The following is a 19833-nucleotide window of genomic DNA, read 5'->3' as shown; positions in this document are numbered from 1 at the left end:
GCCCGGCTCTTCTCCTGGCCACGCCTCCGGGCTAGGCGTGGGTTCTGAGGGGGTGGTAGGGCTTCAGGGTGATCGAGTCGTGGAGGCGCAGGCCGTTGGCGCTCAGCTTGGCCAGGCGGCGGGTCAGGGGGCCGGGGAGGTGGTTGATCAGGCGGGCTCCCTGCGCCAGGGCCCAGACGTCCATGCGCGTCCCCGGGACCAGGCGTTTGGCGGCCGCCACGGCGAAGGTGCGGCTCCGCCGTACATAGTCCGAAATTTCGTGTTCGTAGGCCGGGAAAGCGCGCGTGTGGTCGCCGCCGTGCGCGGCCAGTTCGCCGGCCAGCACGTACGCGCCCACGACCGCCAGGCTCGTGCTGCCACCCACCGCCGGGCCGGGGCAGTAGCCCGCGTCGCCGACCAGCGTGACCCTGCCGCGTGACCACGTGTCGAGGCGGAGCTGGGTCACCGAGTCGAAGTAGAAGGTCTGCGCGGCGTCCGTCTCGTCCAGGAGGCGAGGGACCTCCCAGCCCATGTCGGCGAACGCCTCGCGCAGCAGTCGCTTCTGCCTGGGCACGTCGCGGTAGTGGTAGTCCAGCTGGGCGGCGGGACGGAACAGGAAGATGGCCCGCGCGTCGGGCAGGCGGTCGGCGCCGTAGATCCCGGCGATCCTGCCGACGTCGGCGGCGACCTCCATCCGCCCGTCCAGCCCCAGGTAGTTGGGTACGGTCGCTACCGCCAGGTACGCGCCGATCCAGTGCTCCTCGGCGTCGCCGAACGTCAGGCGGCGCACGTTCGAGTGCAGGCCGTCGGCCCCCACCACGAGGTCGAAGCGCCGGGACGGCCCGTTCTCGAAGGTCACCTCGCCCTGGTCGGAGATGGCGGTGATGGAGTCGCCGAAGATGTACTCGGCGCCGTCGCGGGAGCGCTCGTAGAGGATCTCGCTGAGGTCGTCGCGCATGATCTCCACGTGCCGGTCGGAGACCGCCGCGACGAGGCGGCCGAGCTCAAGCCCGACCGGGCGCTTGCCGGCGCGGTGGTAGGCGAGGTGACTGGTGCCGGTCTTGGCCTGTTCGAGCTGGTCGAGGACGCCCATGCGCTCGGCGATGTCCATGGCGGGGCGGAACAGGTCCACCGCGTGGCCGCCGGTCTTGCGCAGCGTGGGCGCGCGTTCCACGACGGTGACCTCGAAGCCGTGGCGGGCCAGCCAGTAGGCGAGGACGGGGCCGGCGACGCTGGCGCCGGAGATGAGGACACGCATGCTTTTACCTAACGGTAGGTAAGTAGCTGACTTAACGGACGGTAAGTCATACTGGGGTCCATGGCAAGACCCGGTGACACCAAGAGCCGCATCCAGGCCGTCGCCCGCGAGCTGTTCCTGGCCAAGGGCATGCAGCAGACGAGCCTTCAGGACATCGCCGACGGGCTCGGGATCACCAAACCGGCGCTCTACTACCACTTCTCCTCCCGCGAGGAGCTGGTGCGCAGCATCATCGAGCCGATGTTCCAGGACGGCGAGGCCTACGTGTCACGGCTGGAGTCGCTGGCGGAGGTCGACGTCCCCGAGCTGCTCAGGGAGTACTTCGACTTCCACCACCGGCACCGGGACATGGTGATGTTCCTGCTCAGGGAGATGATCACGCTGAGCGGCCAGGGGCTGATCGACTGGGCGTTCACCTCGCGGGAGCGGCTCGCCGTACTCCTGGTGGGGGAGAATCCGACGCTGGAGCAGGCCGCGCGCGCGACGGTCGCGCTGGGCGGGGTGGCCGACTGCGCCGTGCAGTTCGCGGACGCGCCCGTGGACCAACTGCGGGCCGTGGCCGTGCGCGCCGGGTGCGACGCGCTCGGCCTGCCCTCAGATCGCTAGGTAGAGGTCGGCGCCGTCCGCGTGGTGGATCTCCAGGTCCGTGGTGAAGGCGCGGGCCGGGCTGCCGCCGGACTCGGTGTGCTTCCAGACCTGCTGCCAGGCCTCGATGAGCGCCTGCGGCATCGGTCCGCGGGCCGCCAGGGTCAGCGACTGGCCGGCCGGCACGCGTACCGCGACCATCCCTTCCGGCAGCCTTGGAACGGTCCGCACCCCGACCCCGAGAATCTGGGTATATGCCCCGTGATGGTCGCTTTCATAGTCGGTGAGGACCGCGTAGAGGTTCTCGTCCGTTCGCCCGGGAACGTGGGCGAAAGCGCCCGGCGCCCCGCCCCGCTGCCATTGCGCGGGCAGCTTCGCGCGCGAGGGATCCATCTCGTCGGCGTTCGTCGTGCGTACGGCGTAGCCGACCACCAGCAGTTCGGCGCGTTCTGTGACGTCCACTGCTCCTCCATCCCCCATAAGTATCCAGGGCCGATCATATGGCGGGACTTGACCAGCTACCGCATAGGATGGACGAACGTGAAGTTTCTCAACGGACTCGAGCCGTCCTACGACCTGACCTACAGCGACGTGTTCATGGTCCCGTCGCGTTCCTCGGTCGGATCCCGGCTCGGCGTCGATCTCTCGACGAACGACGGCACGGGCACCACCATCCCCCTCGTCGTGGCGAACATGACCGCCGTGGCCGGCCGCCGCATGGCCGAGACGGTGGCACGGCGGGGCGGCATCACCGTCATCCCGCAGGACATCCCGATCGATGTGGTGGCCGACGTGGTCGACTGGGTCAAGAAGCGCGACCTGGTCCACGACACGCCGCTCACCCTCACGCCGCACGAAACGGTCGGCGAGGCGCTCAACCTGCTGCCCAAGCGCGCCCACGGCGCGGTCATCGTGGTCGACTGGGAGAACCGCCCGGTCGGCGTGGTGACCGACGCCGACTGCCAGGGCGTGGACATGTACACCCAGCTGTCGCAGGTGATGTCCACCGAGCTCCTGACGCTGCCCGCCGGGCTGGACCCGCGCGTGGCCTTCGACCGCCTGCACGACGGCCGCCACCGCCTGGCCCCCATCGTGGACGGCGAGGGCCGCCTGATCGGCATCCTCACCCGCACCGGCGCGCTGCGCGCCACCCTCTACGACCCCGCGCTCGACGCCGCGGGCAAGCTGCGCGTCGCCGCCGCCGTCGGCGTCAACGGCGACGTGGCCGCCAAGGCCAAGGAGCTACTTGAGGCGGGCGTCGACGTCCTCGTCGTGGACACGGCGCACGGCCACCAGGAGAAGATGCTCTCCGCGCTGCGCTCCGTGCGGGCGCTCGACCCGGCCGTGCCGGTCGCGGCGGGAAACGTCGTGACAGCCGAGGGTGTACGCGACCTCGTCGACGCCGGAGCCGACATCCTCAAGGTCGGCGTCGGCCCGGGCGCCATGTGCACCACCCGGATGATGACCGGCGTCGGACGTCCCCAGTTCTCCGCCGTGCTGGAGTGCGCCGCCGAGGCCCGCCGGCTGGGGCGCCACGTGTGGGCCGACGGCGGCGTACGGCACCCGCGTGACGTCGCGCTCGCGCTGGCCGCCGGGGCTTCCAACGTCATGATCGGATCCTGGTTCGCCGGCACCTATGAGTCGCCCGGTGACACCCGGACCGCGGCCGACGGCCGCAAGTACAAGGAGAACTTCGGGATGGCGTCGGCGCGGGCCGTACGCCTGCGTACCGCCGAGGACAGCCCCTTCGATCGGGCCCGCAAGGCGTTGTTCGAGGAGGGCATCTCGACCTCCCGCATGTACCTGGACCCGCTGCGCCCCAGCGTCGAGGACCAGATCGACGCCATCGTGGCCGGCCTCAGGTCCTCGTGCACCTACGCGGGCGCCACGACGCTGGAGGAGTTCTACGAGCGGGCCGTGGTCGGCATCCAGTCGTCCTCCGGCTACACCGAGGGCATGCCGCTGCACCAGAGCTGGTGATCACTCCTGGCCGACGTGGATGGTCGTGCCCGTGACCAGCCTCGCCATCTCCCCGGCCAGGAAGACCGCCACCGCGGCCGCGCCGGAAAAGTCGCCGGGCGGCCGTCCCGGCGCGATCGCGTTGACCCGGATCGGCGCCAGCTCCACCGCCAGCGAAGCGGTGAGCCCCGCGACGGCCGCCGTCATGGCGGCTTGGATCGCGAACCCCGGCGCCGCCCCGATGTTAATGATCGACGAGCCCGCCCGCATCAGCGGCAGCAGGCGCCGGATCATGGCCGTGAGCTGGGCGAAGTTCTCCTCGATGACAGTACGCTCGCCCATGGCCGTGGTCTCGGCGAAACGCGTGTCACAGGCGCCGCCCGCGCTGTTGACCAGGATGTCCACCCGCCCATAACGCTCTTCCACCGCGCGGGCGAACACGTCGGCGGCCATCGGATCACGGACGTCGAGCGTCATCGTCAGCCCCTGCCCGCCCGCGATCTTGACCCGGTCGCAGACCGCCACCGAAGCCCCGAAGGCCTCGAACGCCTCAGCCACCACCCGCCCCACCCCCTCGGCGCCGCCGGTGACCACGGCGACGCGCCCGGTGAGCAGGATCCCATCGGGAGAAAGGGCCATCCCGACAGCATAGAGTCGTCGGGTCCATTCGTTTCGTTCATCAGGAGTACTTTCGTGGCACTCGAGAAGCCGGAGATCGACTTCCCGGAGGGCAACCCGCCCACCGACCTGGAGATCGTCGACCTGGTCACGGGCGACGGCCCCGAGGCCAAGCCCGGCCACACGGTCAACGTCCACTACGTCGGCGTCGCCTTCTCCACCGGCGAGGAGTTCGACGCGTCGTGGAACCGGGGCGAGGCGTTCGCGTTCCCGCTCGGCGGCGGGCGCGTCATCGCCGGCTGGGACCAGGGGGTCGCGGGCATGAAGGTCGGCGGCCGGCGCAAGCTGGTCATCCCGCCACACCTCGGCTACGGCAACCGCGGCGCCGGGGCCCGCATCAAGCCGGGCGAGACCCTCATCTTCGTGGTGGACCTGCTCTCGGTCGGTTAGTCGGCTGGTCGGGCGTCGCCACGCCCCTGACGGGCGGGGCGGCGCCTCTCAGTCATGGCCCGGCGGCGCCTTTAGTCGCGCGCCGACGTCGCCTTCCCGCGCGCTAGCATGCCGGGCATGCGATCTGTGCGCGACTTCTTCGCCGGTGTCGGCTTTTTCTTTCAAGGGCTGGGATGGGTAGCACGTAACGGGCGTTGGTGGCTCTTCGGACTGATCCCCGCACTGATCGCCTTCGCCATCTATGTGGCGGCTCTCGTCTATCTGGGCAACAACGCCATCGAACTGGCCAACTGGATGACACCCTTCGCCGACACCTGGGGCTGGCGGGACGCGTTCCGGGTGATGATCGCGATCGTCGTGTTCGTGGGCGGGCTGGCTCTGGCGGTGGTCACGTTCACCGCGATCACGCTGGTGATCGGCGAGCCGTTCTACGAGAAGCTGTCGGCGACGGTGGACGTCGTGCCGGGATATGAGGAACTGCCCTGGTGGCGGACGCTGCCCCGCTCGATCAGAGACAGCCTGGTCACATTGGGATGGGTGCTGTTGATCACCATCCCGCTGTTCTTCCTCGGTTTCATCCCGGTGGTGGGCCAGACGGTGATCCCGGTGATAGGCGCCGCCGTTTCCGGATTTTTCCTGACAGTAGAACTCACGACCCTTTCGATGGAAAGGCGAGGTTTGGCACGCAAGCAGCGTTTCGCGCTGCTCCGCGGCAACAAGCCCGCCGCCCTGGGCTTCGGCGTGGTGGTGTTCCTCCTGTTCCTGCTCCCCTTCGTAGCCGTGATCGCCATGCCGGCCGCAGTAGCGGGCGCCGCCCTACTGGTCCGTGAACGCCTCTCCCCCGCATAGCCGCCTCCCCCGGATACAGCCGGCGTCTTCTTTGCTACGGCCCGCACCCCTCCCGGGACGGCCCGCACCTTCCTGGGATGGCCCGCACCCCTCCCGGGACGGCCCGCACCTTCCTGGGATGGCCCGCACCCCTCCCGGGACGGCCCGCACCTTCCTGGGATGGCCCGCACCCTTCTGTGCCAACCCGCCCCTTCCTGGTACGACCCGCACCTTCCTGGTACGGCCCGCACCTTCCTGGTACGGCCCGCTGTATCCAGTACGGCCTGCGTGTTCCGGTACCACCGCGTCCTTCTGGCCAGCGTTTTCCGGTGTGGCCCACGTTATCCACAGCCAGATCTGCCCCCACCCCGGCCCATCCCCAGAACCCCTTTCGGCCCCCCAATCCCACCCCCATCCACGGCACCCTCATGCCTCATGACCCCGTGCCTCACCCTCCTCTCCCCGTCCGACATCCTCGCCGCGGTGCCGTACCTGGTCGGCTTCCACCCGTCGGAAAGCCTGATCGTGATCGGCATGTCCGCCGACCAGGCCCAGATCGCGGCCCGCTGGAGCCTGCCCCTACCCGCGGACGCCCTGGCACCCCTGACCCCGGTCCTGGAGCGCGAAAAGATCACAGAGCTGATCCTCGTCGGCTACGGCACAGGCCAGTTGGTAACCCCCGCCATCGACGAAGCCAGACGCCTGGCAGCGGCAGAGGGCGTGAAGATCGGCGAAGCCCTGCGAGCGGAGGACGGCCGCTACTGGTCCTACACCTGCGACCTCCCCCACTGCTGCCCACCCACAGGCACCCCCTACGACCCCACGACCAGCCCAGTGGCAGCAGAGGCAACGGTCCACGGCATGGTCGCGCTCCCCGACCGCCAGACGTTGGAACGCACCATCGCCCCGTTCACCGGCCCAGTCCGCATGTCAATGCGCGCCGCCACGGCCACCGCCGTAGCCGACCTCCGCGCCCGCCTGGCAGGTGCGAAGGACACCGAGGCCTTCGCCCGCCAGTTCGTAGCCGAGGGCCTGGTAAGGGTCCGAGCCGCCATCGCCTCCCACGCGGCCGGCCGCCGCCTGGAAGACGCGGAAGCAGCCAAGCTGGGCCTGGACCTCACGATCATCCGCATCCGTGACGAGGCCTGGACCCTCATGGAAGACGCCCACGCCCCGCTCTGGAAGGACCTCACCCGCAGGCTGGAGCCCCGCTTCGTCCCAGCGCCCGCTTCCCTGCTGGCCATGTCCAGCTGGCGCTCAGGTGACAGCGTTCTGGCGGTAATAGCCCTGGAACGCGCCCTAACCATAGACCCGGCCTATTCCATGGCCAACCTGCTGATGCACGCCCTGCAGCAGCTCCTGCCGCCTTCACTCCTGCGCGGCCGCCTTCCCACGCCCGCCGAACTGAACACCGCCATGGGCACCCCCAAAGCCGCCTGGCTCCTCCCCCTGACCACCCTCCTGGACGACCCCGCCGACGCCGTAACACCCTGACCCCGCAGCCCGCAGACACCGCCAAGGCCAGCCAGCGAACCCCCACCGGCGCAACCCACCACCCGAGCAGACGCCATGACGACCTAACCCACCACCCCCGAACAGACGCCATGACGCCGTAGTTCGCCACCCCCGAGCAGGCACCGTAACGCCCCCGTCACCACGCAGATACCGTCAGCGCCTGATCCCACCACCTGGGCGAACGCCATGACGGCCTGACCACCCCGCCGCGATCGCTGCGGCGGCCTGACCCAGCAGGCCGCCGCGTCGGCTGACCCACACCCCCGGCACCCGGCACCACGCAGACGCCGTCAGTCCCACCCCGGACGCCACAGGGCATCACGCATCACCACCGACACCACCCAGTGCCGCCACTGAGAGGTGCTGCTCCGGAGCGAGGAGGAAGATTGCGGGCACACGAAAAGGGCACGCGCCAGCCCGGCGCGTGCCCCGAAGGGCAGGCGGCTACAGCCCGCCCTCCTCCCTGCGCCGCTTCTCGTTGTAGGCGCGCATGCGCTGCGGATACCCGGTCAACTGCACGTCGTACACGGGCAGAGCCAGGTCACGGGCGACCTTGTGGATGACGGCGGGCGAGCCGACCCGTCGCCGGGTCCACTCCCCGTCGTCAGCCACGGCGACGGCCGTGGTGTCAGTGGCAAAGGTCTCCGGTTCGACGTAGAACTCGACGCCGCGCCGCGACTTGGCAAAGGCGATGAGCGCTTCGATGTCGGCGTCCGTCGCCTCCCGGTCGAACTTAGCGACCTTCGGCCCGCGCAGACGCCGGAGCCCATAGCGGTCTCGCCATCTCATGGTTCCTTTTTATATCGGTTTCGCGTCCGCCGCGTCGGGGCTGTTCTAAGGGAGACTTCGGGGTTCCTCCCGATCCCACATCACAGGAAAAGGATGCAGCATAGGGAAAGACCGCCTGAGCTAAGGAGAGGCATGGCCGCGATGACAGAGGCATCCACACCCCCGGGCGGCCCGGGACCGGTGCCCCAAGCCCAATTGCGGGTGACCAACCAGGACCGCGAGCACGTCGTGGAGCATGTCCAGGCCGCCTATGCCGAGGGCCGGTTCGACAAGCTCGAGTTCGACGACCGCCTCGAACGCGCCATGACCGCGCGCACGCACGGCGACCTCATGCCCATCATGACCGAGCTGTACGGCTCCCGCCCGGCAGCCCACCTACACCAGCAGACGATGGCCCCGGCACCGCCGAAGCACCACCACGGCCCCACGGAGAGCAACGAACGCCTGGGCGCGTCCGCGGCCCACCTCGTGGCGCTGATCGGTTTCCCCATCATCGGCCCGCTGATCCTGTTGCTGACCGCCGGCAAGACCTCGCCCTACATCCGCCGGCACGCCTTGGAGTCGCTCAACTTCCACCTCACGGTGACCGGAGCCACGTTCTTGCTCCCGTTCACCATCGTGGGCGTCATCTTGCTGCCGGTCATCTGGGTCGCCGCGATCGTCCTGTCGATCGCCGGAGGCGTGGCCGCCCTCTCGGAGAACGAGTTCCGCTACCCGCTGACAGTCCGCCTGATCAAGTAACCCCACCCTCAACCCGCAACCCAAGACCCACGGCCCAAGGCCCAAAGCCCAAAGGCCAAGGTCCAAGGCCACCAGCTACCAGCTACCAGCTACCAGCTACCAGCTACCAGCAAAAGGCAACCAGAGAGGGGCCTCCGGCCTCACACCAAGCGCCAGCCACGCTAGACCTGTGGCCCACCCGGCTCCCGCCCGAAAGCGGGAGACCCGGGCCCACACAGCACCCGGCCCACGCACCGCCCGAGTCCACACGGAAGACCGGGCCCACACGGGAGGACCGGGGCCCACATGCGACACCTGGCCGACAGGCAAACCGGGCCCAGGCGATCGCGGCGAGACCTGGCCCACCGGGCTCCGGGCCACACGGGGCGACAGCTACACCCCGCCTCGGCCAGCACCGGACACCGGACGCGCTGAGCTCAGGCCCACATGGAAATCGCGCCACAAGCCGCCTGTGTCAACCGCATGCAAGGCCGGCCCATCGGCAGTCCGGGCGACACGAGGCACCGCCACAGCAGACCAGGCCCACATCGGACACCGGACTACGCGCCGCGAGAACCGCCCACGGCAGGCACGTTGCCCACCCGGTCCACGGCAATCCGCCGCCGTGTGAGGGCATCCACGCGAAGGCCACCCGCCAGACAAGCAAAAGCGCGATTACCTGGCCAGGACCTCGTACTTGACGGTCATGACGCCCGAGCCGGTGTTGCCGATGGCGTCGAAGGCGGCTTCCGACAGGTCCAGGCACCGTCCGCCCACATAGGGCCCACGGTCGTTGATGCGAACCGTCACCGAGTCGCCGTTGTTCGGGTTCGTGACCCGGACCCGGCTGCCGAGCGGCAGCGTCTTGTGCGCCGCCGTCATCGCGGACGGGTTGAAGCGCTCCCCACTGGCCGTCATCTGGGGCTCGCCGTAGAAGGACGCCCCGCACGTGCCGGTGGAGACGACCCGGGTACGCGGCTTGGTGACCCGCTCCGCCTTGGCCACCTTGGGCGCGGTCGGCGCTTTGCTGGGGCTTGACGACGGCTTGGGAGACGCCTCCGGCTCACCGGGCGATGGGGTATGCGCCGGCTTGCCCTCGGATTGGACCGTTCCGCCGGGCGGCGGCTTCGGGATGGCGGTCTGCGAGGCGGCGGACGGACGGCCCGACGGGGTCTCGGCCGACGGGGCCGAGGGGGTGGCCGTGGTCTTCATGGCGGTGGCGCGCCGGGTGTCGTCACCGTTGGTAACCGCGGCCCAGGCGGTGGTCGAGGCGGCCGCGACGACGGCTACTCCGGCGGCCAGGGCGGTCCAGCGGCGCTTGCCGCTTGCGGAAGACCGGGCAAGGGGGTTCGGACGAGACGGCTTGGTCGAATGCTGACCCAAGGGGAACCACAGTCCTAGATAGGGGACAGGACGGGGAAAGGCCAGGCGAGAAGGGGTATCGGGCGCGCTTCAGCCGTTCCCGGAAGGATGGGGCGAGTCAACGCCCCGGCAACGGAGTGAACATACGCGACAAAGCCCGAGTAAAGGCAACTTAATGAGTCAAGTAGTGATATATATCACTTTGATCACAAGTTTCACTAGAGTTTTGAGGGTACGCGCCTGATCTTGTGGTGTCCTGGATTCCCGGCCAGCACTCTGCGTGATCAATTTGGCCGGGCCGTACCCTGGCACGATGATGAACACGCTCGCCGTCGAGAACTACCGGTCACTGCGCAAGCTGTTCGTCTCACTGGGGCGGCTCAACGTCGTGACCGGCGCCAACGGCAGCGGCAAGTCCAGCCTCTACCGCGCGCTGCGCCTTCTCGCCGACTCCGCGCGCAACGGCGCCGTCGCCGCTCTGGCCAGGGAGGGCGGCCTGGCGTCCACGTTGTGGGCCGGGCCGGAGAGCATCGGCCGGAGCGTACGCGAGGGTGTCCACCCGGTGCAGGGCACGACGCGTTCCGGCCCGGTCAGCCTCAAGCTGGGCTTCGCCGGGGACGACTTCGGCTACGCCGTGGACCTCGGCCTGCCCATCCCCACCGGCGGGTATGGCGGCGCCGGCTCCGCCTTCTCCCTCGACCCGGAGATCAAGGCCGAGGCGACCTGGGCGGGACCCATCCTCCGGCCTGCGACGTTGCTTGCCCAGCGGGGCGGCCCCGCCGTACAGATTCGTGATCGCGGCGGCAAGTGGGAGTTCGTACCGCACGACCTGCAGCCCTTCGACAGCATGCTCAGCGAGATGGCGGACCCGGTGCGCGCGCCCGATCTGCTGGTGCTGCGCGAGCGGATCAGATCATGGCGCTTCTACGACCATCTACGGACGGACGCGCACGCACCAGCGCGACAAGCACAGATCGGCACCCGCACCCCGGTGCTGAGTCACGACGGCGGCGACGTGGCGGCGGCGCTGCAGACGATCCGCGAGATCGGCGACGCGGACGCCCTCGACGCGGCCGTCGACCACGCCTTCCCGGGCAGCCGGGTGGAGATCGCGCTTGAGGGCACGCGCATGGAGCTCACGCTGAGGCAGGACGGTCTGCTGCGTGCGCTGGGCAGCGCGGAGTTGTCCGACGGCACGCTGAGGTACCTGCTGTGGGTGGCGGCGCTCCTCACGCCCCGCCCGCCGGAGATGCTGGTCCTGAACGAGCCGGAGACCAGCCTCCACCCCGACCTCCTCGAACCCCTCGGCGAACTGATCGCCGCGGCCGCCGAGGAGACGCAGGTGATCGTCGTGACGCACGCCAAACCCCTGGTCGCCGCACTGGAACGGCGTAAGGCCACGACGATCGAGCTGGTGAAGGAACTGGGCGAAACCGGAGTGGCCGGGCAGGGACCGCTCGACGGACCCAGCTGGAAATGGCCCAAACGCTGACATCAGACCATGAGTGACCGGACCGTGTCGACGGTGTCGGCCTCATCGACTCGTTTGTCCGGGCGATAGCGAATTACCCGGGCGAATCGCAACGCCATGCCGCCGGGATAGCGCGGCGAGCGCTGAACCCCGTCGAAGGCGATCTCGACGACCAGTTCGGGACGCAACGTGACCGTCCAGCCGTCGGTGGGGCCGTCGGCGATCTCCAGGAACCGTTCGGTCTGCCAGGCGAGCAACTCGTCGGTCAGGCCCTTGAACGTCTTGCCCAGCATCACGAAGCCGCCCTCGGGGTCGCGGGCGCCCAGGTGGAGGTTGGACAGCTTGCCCTCCCGGCGACCGTGACCCCATTCCGCCGCGAGGACCACGAGGTCGAGCGTGTGGCGCGGCTTCACCTTGATCCATCCGGCGCCACGCCGACCGGCCGCGTACGGGGAGGTGAGGGTTTTGACCACGAGCCCCTCGTGCCCGGCGCGCACGACCTCGGCGAAGAACGCCTCCGCCTTGGCCACGTCACCGGTGACCAGGCGCGGGGTGAGCAGCCCGGGCGGAACGGTCCTGGCCAGCGCCTCCTGCCGTGCGGAATAGGGCAGATCAAGAAGATCCTCGCCACCGGCCCGCAGCGCGTCGAAGAAGAACACGCTCAACGGCGTCCGCTCACGCAGCCGCGCGACGTCCAGCTTGCTGGCCACCCGGCTCGCCGTGACCTGGAAGGGGTACGGCCGGCCGTCCGGCTGAAGCGCGATCACCTCACCGTCGAGCACCAGATCGGACTCAGACAGGCCGAGCACGGCCTCCACCAGCTCAGGGACCTGGTTGGTGATGTCGTCAAGCGTGCGGGTAAAAACCCGAACATCCTCCCCAGACCGGTGCGCCTGCACCCGAATCCCATCCAGCTTCCACTCCAACGCCACCACACCCGAGGCGCCATCCTCAGACTGTTGGGCAGCGGCGTGCGACCTCGCCTGAGCAGCCTTCTCCAGCGCAGCGGCGACATTCGCGGCACTACCTGCCAACATGGGAGCCACCGGGCGGCCAACCTCCAGCCGGAACGCCCGCAACGCGTCAATCCCCCCAGAAAGCGCCGCCGCCCCCACCGCGGGCAGCCAGCCCCGCAACGTCAACGCCCGCCGCACATCCGCCGACGGCGCCCCGGAAGCCTTGGCCACAGCCTCGATCATGACCCCATCGAGCGCCCCCTGACGCAACTCCCCGCTGAGCAACCGGGTCAAAAACGCCTGCTCCTGACTGGTCAGCCCCGCGAACAGCTCCGTCACGAGCCCCTTCCGCGCCGCCTGCGACCCCTGCCCGGAAACCGCCTTGATCCGGCTCAGCAACCCATCCACCTGGGCCAGCGTGGCAGTGGCGGCCAGCCGAGGCGGCGGAATGTCCTGAAGCGTCCGCCACCCCACCCCGACCTGCCGCTGCGGCAGCTCACCGGACAGATAGGCGATGGCGATCTCGGCCTCATCGGGGCCAACCCTGCCGAGCAGCTCGGCGAGGTGTCCCACCTTCCCCAGCCGAGCCGACGTCCGCGTCACCGCCTCCGACACCCGGACCACGTCGATCAATAGCACACCCGCTATGTTGCCGCACCCCGCCGACAAAACCCACCAGCGCCGATGCCCCATCCTCAATCAGCCGCCTACGGCGCGTTCGCTCCTCCGTCACACCCCTTAGAGTCCGTCACACCCCTCAGAGCAAGCCCCCACACCCCCACCATCCGTTACGGCAAGCCCACCCACCCCCACCCGCCGCCGTGGGCGGGCGCCGATCGTGGGGATCGCTTCTCACGTCGGACGTGGTCCCCACCGCAACGGCCCACCTTGACCAGCCCCCGTGCCCCACCTAGCCCACCTGCGAAGGGCGCCAAGCCCACCACCCACCAACCCGCCGCACGGCGCCCCAAACCCCCGCTATCGCCACCAACCACGGGCGGAAACTCCCGCGCACACCACACGCACCCAAACGACGGCAAGGCTCGTGATGAGGACCACAGCAGACCAGGACGCAGCACGGATGGAGAGGTCACCCCGGCTTGCGAGCCTCGATCAGAAAGCGGGTGGTAGTGGCCACGAACGGCCCCTCGCTCTCCAGCCGCTCATGCAGCTCCCGCAACCGTGGCAAATACTCCTCAACCGTGAACCCAGGCACCATCCAGATCACCTTCCGCAGAAAGTAGATCACCGCGCCCACGTCGAAGAACTCCGTCCGCAACCGCTCGAACCGCAGATCCACCACCTCAAGCCCAGCCGCCTCCGCACCGGCCCGAGCGTCATCCGGATGCCGAGCCCGCCGCCTCTCAGCAGACAACGGCCCCAGAAAGTACTCGACCAGCTCAAACACACTCTCCGGCCCAACCTGCTGCGACAGATATGTCCCACCAGGAGCCAGAACGCGGCTGATCTCCTCCCACCACACAGTCACCGGATGCCGACTGGTCACCAGATCAAAGGCCCCGTCCGCGAACGGCAGCGGCGGCTCATCCGAGTCCGACACGACAACGCACCCCCGCGGATGCAACAGCCGGGTAGCTTTGGCAAGATTCGGCGCCCAGGACTCGGTGGCGACCATCAACGGCGGAAACCGCCCAGCCCCGGCCAGCACTTCCCCACCGCCAGTCTGAACATCAAGCCCAGCAGCAGCTCCAGCCAAACGTTCGGCCATGAACCGCTGATACCCCCACGAAGGCCGCACCTCCGTCGCCCGCCCATCCAGCCAGGAGAACTCCCAACCCTCAACGGACACCGACGCGGCCTCGTCCACCAGTTCCTCGAACGTGCGCTTCATAAGATCACCTTCGCAGCCCAACAACCCCCCAGTCGAGCACACACCCCAACCAAAGGCCCCCTCACCCCGCCCTCTGGTCCGCCCGAGGCGCACCGCCAAAGGCCGACCTTCACACCAGTGCGTCACGTGCATGCGGCCACGCGGATCGCGGCGTCGGGCGCCCTGCGGCAGGCCTGTTTGGCGGCACACCACGCACAGCCGCCACGCGGATCACGGAGCGCGGCGTGAACGCCCCACGTCGGCTGCGTCCTGCGTCAGCGGCCCCCGCGCAACGCCCTCTCCGCAGCGCACCACATGGCGGCCGCGTCAACACCCCAGGTCGGCTGCGCCGGCAGGCCTCCGTGGGCGCACGGCGCAGCGCGGATCGCGGCATCGGCGGCCCCGTGCAACGCCTTCCCCACAGCGCACCACGTGGCAGCCACGTCGATGACCGTCGCGTCGCCTGCCATGCGGTGCCCCCGTGCAATGCCTTCCCCACAGCGCACCACGCGGCAGCTACGTCGATGACCGTCGCGTCGCCTGCCATGCGGGAGGCGCTCTCCAACGCGAGTCGCCACATGGAGCCCAGCGGCGCGGTGGACACCCGTAGTGTTGCCAACCGCAGCGGCGCCCGGCGGCCTGTTCGGGCGGCAGGGCCGGTTGTCGGTGGGCGTAGGTGGCTAGCCCCTCAAAGGTGGCTACCGCCAGTAGGACGTCACCGAGTGGCCCAGTTCTTCGAACAGGGATCGGGTCAGCGGTAGGGAGATGCCCAGGACGTTGCCGTGGTCGCCGTCGATGCCGTCCACGAACCAGCCGCCGCGGCCCTCGATGCTGAACCCGCCGGCCATCTGCAGCGGCTCCCCCGAATCGATGTACGCCTTCAGCTCGGCCTCGGTCGGCTGGCCGAAGCGGACCACTGTGGTCGCCGTCTCGGCGGCCTCCCGGCCGGCCGCCACGTCGATGACGCAGTGGCCGGTCACCAGGCGGGCCGTGCGGCCGCGCATCATCCGCCAGCAGGCGGCGGTCTCCTCGGGTGTGCCCGGCTTGCCGTACGGCCGGCCGTCCAGCTCAAGGATGGAGTCGCACCCGATGACCAGCCCCTCGTCGAGGTCGGACGCCACCGCGCGCGCCTTCGCCCGTGCCAGCACGAGGCTGAGCGCGGCGGGCGAGTGCGCGGTGTAGGCGTCCTCGTCCACGCCGCTGACGATCACCTTGGGATCGAGCCCGGCAGTGCGCAGAAGGGCCAGACGGGCGGGTGACGCTGAGGCGAGGACGATCATCACCCCAGCTTACCGGTCACCAGTCGGGGTTCGACGTGCCCGGAGCGGCCGAGGTCGGCTGCTGTTGTTGCTGTTGCTGCTGGGGCGGCTGTTGCTGCTGGCTCTGCTGCTGTTCGCCGCCGAAGATGCCGCCGAGCACCGCGCCCAGCAGGTCGCCGAGGCCGCCGGTCTGCATACCGGCCTGTTCCTGGTTGAGGTCGTTGGCCACGGCTCCGGCGTCCATGTTCTGCTGGGAGGCCCGGTTGGCCAGCAAGGACATGATCATGGGTGCGATGAGCGGCAGCAGCTTCATGATGGTGCCGGAGTTGATCCCGGCGAACTGTGCCAGCCCCTGCGCCGCCTGCTCCGTCCCCTGTGAGCCGAGAACGTGCCCCAGGATCCCCTCCCCGTCCCTCGACAGGTTGGCGACGTCACCGCTGAAGGGGTCGGCGTCTACATGCTGGTCGAGTGCGCTGCGCAGCGACTGCGCGCCATCGTTGTCCTCGGCGTTGCGGGCCATGCCGCCCGCGATGGTCCCGGTCGCGGCCTCGACGACGCTGCGCGCCGTGGCCGTGTCGGTGCCGAGCAGGCCGGCGATCTGCTGCAGTCCGGAGTCGCCCAGTTGTGCGAGTAGCTCATCATTGAGTGACACGACAAGTCCCCCCGATCGTTTGTCTCGGGTGGACCTACCCTCCGCTTTATCGAGCTATTTCCCGAATTGACCTAACTGTCTACCAACACCCCTCAGATCAGGTACGGCCCGCCTCAAAACCCACCCGATCCTCCAACCCCTCAAAAACCAAGGGAACCGGACCCTCACACAAGCCCCTAAGGGGTCCGGAACCCGCGAAAGACCAGTCCGAGCCCGGGCTTGGCCAAAGGGCGGGAAATCGGGGCTTCGCAGAAGTCAGGCGGGGGATGGGGCCGCCCTGCGGAAGACCGGCCACAGCCAGGGCCTTCGGCAACATGCTCGGAGCCTCAGGCTAGACCGGCGGAGGACCGGGCCTCTCGGGAGCCCTGTGGACACCGGGGCTCCCTCGAAGGACCGGGCCTCGGAGGACCAGGCTGAGTTCAGGGCTCCGGGAGACGCCTCAGGGCTTGGGTGCGTCGGAGGACTCGCCGGTAACCCCGTTCGGGGTGCCGCCGCTCGGGGTGCCGCCGCTCGGGGTGCCGCCGTTCGAGGCGGACGCGCTCGGCGGGGTGGACACGTCCGAAGCGTCCGAAGCGGCCGCGCCCGGGGCGGGCGTAGCCGACGCGGGCGCGCCCGAGCCGGACACGTCAGAAGCGGCGACATCAGGCACCGGCGACCCGTCGACCGACGGCTCCGGCAGCGGGGCCGGGCCGGACGGGGCGTCCGTGCCGCGGGGAAGCTCGCCGTTGGCGCGCGGAGCCTCCAACGGGGTGTTCACCGGCCGGGTGACCCCGGCCGCCGCGTACGCGCCCGCCTCGTCCAGCGTCTCGTGCTCCAGCAGCGCCACCACGATGGCTTCCAGCTTGTCGCGGTTCTCCGACAGGATGCGCACCGCCACCTCGTAGCACTCGTCCACGATCCGGCGGGTCTCCTCGTCCACGGTGGCGAGGGTGGCGGGTGAGGCCTGGGGTTGCTGGCCGTCGTTCGGGAGGATGGTGAGGGGGCCGACCTTGGCGGACATGCCCCACCGGCCCACCATGCCCCGCGCGATCATGGTGACCTGCTCCAGGTCGTTCTCGGCGCCGGTGGTGATGAGGTCGTACACGACCTGCTCGGCGGCCATGCCGCCCAGGGCGCCGGCGATGCGGCCACGCAGGTACTTCTCGTCGTAGGCGTAGCGGTCGGTATCGGGGGTGGACAGGGTGACGCCGAGCGCCCGGCCACGCGGGATGATCGAGATCTTCCTGACCGGGTCGGCGCCGGGCTGGAGCATGCCGAGCAGCGCGTGCCCGGCCTCGTGGTAGGCGGTCCTGACCCGCTCCTCCTCCGGCATGACGATGCTGCGGGCGGCGCCGAGCTGCAGTTTCTCCAGCGCGTCGGTGAAGTCGGCGGTGCCGACCTTGTCCTTGCCGCGCTTGGCGGCCAGCAGCGCCGCCTCGTTGACGAGGTTGGCCAGGTCGGCGCCGGTCATGCCGGGCGTGGTCTTGGCGAGCTGGTCGAGGCTGACCTCGCCGGCCAGGGGCACGCCGCGGGTGTGGACCTGCAGGATGGCGCTGCGGCCGGCGGCGTCGGGCAGGCCGACCTGGACGGTCCGGTCGAAGCGGCCGGGGCGCAGCAGGGCGGGGTCGAGGACCTCGGGCCGGTTGGTGGCGCCGATGACGATGACGCCCTCCGCGCCGGAGAACCCGTCCATCTCGGTGAGGATCTGGTTGAGCGTCTGCTCGCGCTCGTCGTGCCCGCCGAGGCCGGAGGCGCCGCCGCGGGCGCGGCCGATGGCGTCGATCTCGTCGATGAACACGATCGCCGGGGCGACCTTGCGCGCTTCCTCGAACAGGTCGCGCACCCGGGAGGCGCCCACGCCGACGATCATCTCGATGAACTCGGAGGCGCTGGCGGAGAAGAACGGCACGTTGGCCTCACCGGCCACGGCGCGGGCCAGCAGCGTCTTGCCGGTTCCGGGCGGGCCGGCGAGCAGCACGCCCTTGGGCAGCTTGGCGCCGAGCCTGCGGTATTTGCCCGGGTCCTTCAGGTAGTCGACGATCTCGACGAGTTCGTTCTCGACCTCGTCGATGCCGGCCACGTCGTCGAAGGTGACCCGGATCTTGGAGCTCTCGACCGGCTTGGCGGCCTTCGACTTGCCGAGCCCGCCCAGGCCGCCGCCGCCCATCATGCTGGCGCCGCGCCGCATCACCCAGATCCACAGGGCCGCGAGCAGCAGCACGGGCAGCAACGACAGCAAAAGGTTCAGGAAGAGCCCGCGCCCGCCGACCGGTGCGGCCTTGATCTGCACTCCGGCGGAGGTGAGCTGCTGGTAAAGCTGGTCGGTATTGGCGAAGACCGGGATCTCGGTCTCGAACTTCGTATATTGCTTCTTGTCGTCGGGGTCCGTGGCCGCGGCCTTCAGGTCGCCCTGGACCGCGGTGCCCTCGGCGTAGACGTCCTTGACGTTGTTCGCCGTCACCTGTTTGGTGAACTCGGTGTAGGAGATCGTCTCCACCGGCTCACTGTCGAAGAAAGAGGAGATCAGGAAGAAGCCCGCGTACACCACGAGCAGCGTCACGACGAAGCGCCACCAATTGATCTTGGGACGCCCGGTGCCGGAACCACCCGGGAGGCCCTCGGCACGCCAGGGCTTCTGCTTGTTCTTGTCCTGCTCCTGAGGCGGCCCAGAGCGTTCCACGGCGTCACTCCCCCAAATCGCCGCATCCATGATCTCTACCCTAGAACACGGGCACCAGAGACGACGCGGTAGATGTCACGCCAACGCTTACGTTGCGTGTCCGGTATCGAAGCGAACACCAGTCCCGGCTTGCCCATTCCCCCGTCCAGCACGACGACGGCGGCGAACGAGGACCGCTTGCCGTACTTGACCTGGTAGGTCGTCGCCCAGCCGCCCTTGACCCGCTGTGAGGTCAGCCAGCGGACGGTGGCGCCCTTGGGGTGGAGGTTGAGCGTCCAGCGGGCGGCCAGCAGCGCGGTGTCGCGCGGATCCTTCTGCGCCTCGATCGGGACGGGACAGCTCACGACCAGGCCGCGCTCGGCGCGGCCACGCAACTTGGGGAGCACCTGCTTGCTGGTGAACGGCGCGCCGCGGTGCCGCTTCCAAGGACTTCCCAGCAGAGGTACGGCCACGCCGCTCCGCTTGTCGGCGAGCACGCGGCGGCCCGGCTTGGGCAGCACGGCCTTCTTCGGCTTCGCCGGCACCTCGGGCAGCCGGGCGTCGGCGTAAAAGGCCTCCATGGCGGTGTATCCGGGTGCCAGGGACGTACCGGGCGACGGCGTGGGCCTGGGGGTGGGCCGCGCCGCCGCCTGGGAAACCGACGGCGCCGGACTGGGCAGCGCGGGCACCGCGGCGGAGGGGGTGACGGCGGGCTCGGCCGTACCGGCGGGATGAACGGCCCCGTCGGCCGGCATCCCGGACGGGGCGGCCGGCACGGCACCGGATGCGGTGGCGGACGAGGTCGGCGGGGCGGTCGATGGCGCGGCGACCGGCCGTTCCGCGACCTCGTCCGGCCGCGAGGGAAGTGCGAGCACGACAGCGACGACGGCGACCGCCGCCGCGACGAGCACGACGAGCCCGCGATAGACGTCCCGCATGCGCAGGTCGCCGATGCGGGAACGC

The 19833-nt window shown here is 69.6% G+C and carries 18 protein-coding genes; 7 read left to right on the top strand and 11 right to left on the bottom strand.

All coding sequences use genetic code 11. The annotated features are described in order from the left end of the window. Nucleotides 1-31 precede the first annotated feature (31 nt). Complete coding sequence (locus HNR40_RS46440; RefSeq protein WP_184973405.1) at nt 32-1237, bottom strand: FAD-dependent monooxygenase; 1206 nt, start codon at nt 1235-1237, stop codon at nt 32-34. Between the two features lie 60 nt (nt 1238-1297). Here HNR40_RS46440 and HNR40_RS46435 point away from each other — a divergent pair, with 60 nt between their 5' ends. Then, complete coding sequence (locus HNR40_RS46435) at nt 1298-1843, top strand: TetR/AcrR family transcriptional regulator (protein ID WP_184973404.1); 546 nt, start codon at nt 1298-1300, stop codon at nt 1841-1843. Here HNR40_RS46435 and HNR40_RS46430 read toward each other — a convergent pair. After that, nucleotides 1832-2284 (bottom strand): GyrI-like domain-containing protein, encoded by a 453-nt coding sequence (locus HNR40_RS46430; protein ID WP_184973403.1) that lies wholly within the window; start codon nt 2282-2284, stop codon nt 1832-1834. The genes HNR40_RS46435 and HNR40_RS46430 overlap by 12 nt on opposite strands. A gap of 78 nt (nt 2285-2362) precedes the next feature. On the opposite strand from HNR40_RS46430, the gene HNR40_RS46425 reads away from it, so the two are divergent. After that, nucleotides 2363-3802, top strand: coding sequence for a GuaB1 family IMP dehydrogenase-related protein (locus HNR40_RS46425; RefSeq protein ID WP_184973401.1), 1440 nt, complete (start codon nt 2363-2365; stop codon nt 3800-3802). On the opposite strand, the gene HNR40_RS46420 is transcribed toward HNR40_RS46425, so the two are convergent. After that, entirely contained in the window at nt 3803-4420 is a 618-nt protein-coding gene (locus tag HNR40_RS46420; protein WP_184973399.1) for an SDR family NAD(P)-dependent oxidoreductase, read from the bottom strand. 54 nt (nt 4421-4474) lie between these two features. Between HNR40_RS46420 and HNR40_RS46415 the strand changes: the two genes are divergently transcribed. The 3 genes from HNR40_RS46415 to HNR40_RS46405 all read left to right on the top strand — a co-directional run bounded on the left by HNR40_RS46415 (nt 4475) and on the right by HNR40_RS46405 (nt 7171). Then, a complete protein-coding gene (locus HNR40_RS46415) occupies nt 4475-4849 on the top strand; it encodes an FKBP-type peptidyl-prolyl cis-trans isomerase (RefSeq protein ID WP_184973397.1) in 375 nt (124 codons plus the stop codon). A gap of 117 nt (nt 4850-4966) precedes the next feature. After that, nucleotides 4967-5698, top strand: coding sequence for an EI24 domain-containing protein (locus tag HNR40_RS46410; protein WP_184973396.1), 732 nt, complete (start codon nt 4967-4969; stop codon nt 5696-5698). 414 nt (nt 5699-6112) lie between these two features. Next, nucleotides 6113-7171, top strand: a complete 1059-nt coding sequence (locus HNR40_RS46405; protein ID WP_184973394.1) for a DUF4192 domain-containing protein — start codon at nt 6113-6115, stop codon at nt 7169-7171. Between the two features lie 465 nt (nt 7172-7636). On the opposite strand, the gene HNR40_RS46400 is transcribed toward HNR40_RS46405, so the two are convergent. After that, entirely contained in the window at nt 7637-7981 is a 345-nt protein-coding gene (locus HNR40_RS46400; protein WP_184973393.1) for a hypothetical protein, read from the bottom strand. A 132-nt stretch (nt 7982-8113) separates the two neighbouring features. On the opposite strand from HNR40_RS46400, the gene HNR40_RS46395 reads away from it, so the two are divergent. Continuing rightward, nucleotides 8114-8722, top strand: a complete 609-nt coding sequence (locus HNR40_RS46395) for a DUF1707 and DUF4870 domain-containing protein (protein ID WP_246510581.1) — start codon at nt 8114-8116, stop codon at nt 8720-8722. Nucleotides 8723-9376: 654 nt separating this feature from the next. Here the strand turns inward: HNR40_RS46395 and HNR40_RS56865 are convergent. Beyond that, a complete protein-coding gene (locus HNR40_RS56865; protein ID WP_281395836.1) occupies nt 9377-10084 on the bottom strand; it encodes a septal ring lytic transglycosylase RlpA family protein in 708 nt (235 codons plus the stop codon). Between the two features lie 292 nt (nt 10085-10376). Between HNR40_RS56865 and HNR40_RS46385 the strand changes: the two genes are divergently transcribed. Continuing rightward, the gene (locus tag HNR40_RS46385) at nt 10377-11555 is read left to right on the top strand and encodes an AAA family ATPase (protein WP_184973391.1); all 1179 of its coding nucleotides are present in this window, start codon (nt 10377-10379) and stop codon (nt 11553-11555) included. A 2-nt stretch (nt 11556-11557) separates the two neighbouring features. On the opposite strand, the gene HNR40_RS46380 is transcribed toward HNR40_RS46385, so the two are convergent. From HNR40_RS46380 to HNR40_RS55665, 6 genes are all read right to left on the bottom strand, one after another. Further along, nucleotides 11558-13129, bottom strand: a complete 1572-nt coding sequence (locus HNR40_RS46380) for an ATP-dependent DNA ligase (RefSeq protein ID WP_184973389.1) — start codon at nt 13127-13129, stop codon at nt 11558-11560. Between the two features lie 451 nt (nt 13130-13580). Next, a complete protein-coding gene (locus tag HNR40_RS46375) occupies nt 13581-14342 on the bottom strand; it encodes a class I SAM-dependent methyltransferase (RefSeq protein ID WP_184973388.1) in 762 nt (253 codons plus the stop codon). Between the two features lie 677 nt (nt 14343-15019). Then, entirely contained in the window at nt 15020-15601 is a 582-nt protein-coding gene (locus HNR40_RS46370) for a Maf family protein (protein WP_184973386.1), read from the bottom strand. A gap of 16 nt (nt 15602-15617) precedes the next feature. Beyond that, entirely contained in the window at nt 15618-16232 is a 615-nt protein-coding gene (locus tag HNR40_RS46365) for a DUF937 domain-containing protein (protein WP_184973384.1), read from the bottom strand. 439 nt (nt 16233-16671) lie between these two features. Further along, nucleotides 16672-18921 (bottom strand): ATP-dependent zinc metalloprotease FtsH, encoded by a 2250-nt coding sequence (gene ftsH, locus HNR40_RS46360; RefSeq protein WP_246510579.1) that lies wholly within the window; start codon nt 18919-18921, stop codon nt 16672-16674. Between the two features lie 5 nt (nt 18922-18926). Then, nucleotides 18927-19808 (bottom strand): hypothetical protein, encoded by an 882-nt coding sequence (locus HNR40_RS55665; protein ID WP_246510577.1) that lies wholly within the window; start codon nt 19806-19808, stop codon nt 18927-18929. Nucleotides 19809-19833 lie beyond the last annotated feature (25 nt).

The sequence above is a fragment of the Nonomuraea endophytica genome, assembly GCF_014203235.1.
GTDB classification, from domain to species: domain Bacteria; phylum Actinomycetota; class Actinomycetes; order Streptosporangiales; family Streptosporangiaceae; genus Nonomuraea; species Nonomuraea endophytica.
Note: the sequence above shows the minus strand (reverse complement) of the source record. Positions and strands in the feature narration are given on the sequence as shown.

Bases quoted from the DNA above. Each gene is read 5' to 3' on its own strand.
- HNR40_RS46440 (WP_184973405.1), bottom strand. From the start codon at position 1,237: ATGCGTGTCCTCATCTCCGGCGCCAGCGTCGCCGGCCCCGTCCTCGCC.
- HNR40_RS46435 (WP_184973404.1), top strand. From the start codon at position 1,298: ATGGCAAGACCCGGTGACACCAAGAGCCGCATCCAGGCCGTCGCCCGC.
- HNR40_RS46420 (WP_184973399.1), bottom strand. From the start codon at position 4,420: ATGGCCCTTTCTCCCGATGGGATCCTGCTCACCGGGCGCGTCGCCGTG.
- HNR40_RS46410 (WP_184973396.1), top strand. From the start codon at position 4,967: ATGCGATCTGTGCGCGACTTCTTCGCCGGTGTCGGCTTTTTCTTTCAA.
- HNR40_RS46405 (WP_184973394.1), top strand. From the start codon at position 6,113: ATGACCCCGTGCCTCACCCTCCTCTCCCCGTCCGACATCCTCGCCGCG.
- HNR40_RS46400 (WP_184973393.1), bottom strand. From the start codon at position 7,981: ATGAGATGGCGAGACCGCTATGGGCTCCGGCGTCTGCGCGGGCCGAAG.
- HNR40_RS46395 (WP_246510581.1), top strand. From the start codon at position 8,114: ATGGCCGCGATGACAGAGGCATCCACACCCCCGGGCGGCCCGGGACCG.
- HNR40_RS46385 (WP_184973391.1), top strand. From the start codon at position 10,377: ATGATGAACACGCTCGCCGTCGAGAACTACCGGTCACTGCGCAAGCTG.
- HNR40_RS46375 (WP_184973388.1), bottom strand. From the start codon at position 14,342: ATGAAGCGCACGTTCGAGGAACTGGTGGACGAGGCCGCGTCGGTGTCC.
- HNR40_RS46370 (WP_184973386.1), bottom strand. From the start codon at position 15,601: ATGATCGTCCTCGCCTCAGCGTCACCCGCCCGTCTGGCCCTTCTGCGC.
- ftsH (WP_246510579.1), bottom strand. From the start codon at position 18,921: ATGGATGCGGCGATTTGGGGGAGTGACGCCGTGGAACGCTCTGGGCCG.
- HNR40_RS55665 (WP_246510577.1), bottom strand. From the start codon at position 19,808: ATGCGGGACGTCTATCGCGGGCTCGTCGTGCTCGTCGCGGCGGCGGTC.